Origin of the sequence: Tetzosporium hominis (assembly GCF_002265435.1) — a bacterium.
GTDB lineage: Bacteria > Bacillota > Bacilli > Bacillales_A > Planococcaceae > Chryseomicrobium > Chryseomicrobium hominis.
On record NZ_NOKQ01000206.1, the window covers coordinates 1 to 299 of the forward strand.

Annotated in this window: 1 pseudogene; it reads left to right on the forward strand. The window is 44.8% G+C overall.

The annotated features are described in order from the left end of the window. Positions 1-299, forward strand: a pseudogene (locus tag CF394_RS08040) (hypothetical protein); the annotation flags it as partial.

A 299-nucleotide genomic window follows, 5' to 3' on the forward strand; every position in this document is an offset into this window, starting at 1 on the left:
TATACACTCTGATCGTTTATATGGAGCCGTACGCTTATTCGACAGCGGAATTGGTGAAAGAACTGCTTGAATATAAGCCGAAGCGCTTAAAAATCAAAATGATTGAAGCAACAGCCCTATTAGCTGGTATAATAGTGGATACAAAGAGCTTTTCTCTCCGCACGGGCTCGCGGACTTTTGATGCGGCTTCTTATTTAAGGGCAAAAGGCGCCGACACGGTGCTTGTGCAGAAGTTCCTGAAAGAAACCGTTGATTCCTATATTAAACGGGCGAAGCTGATCCAGCATACAGCCCTCTAT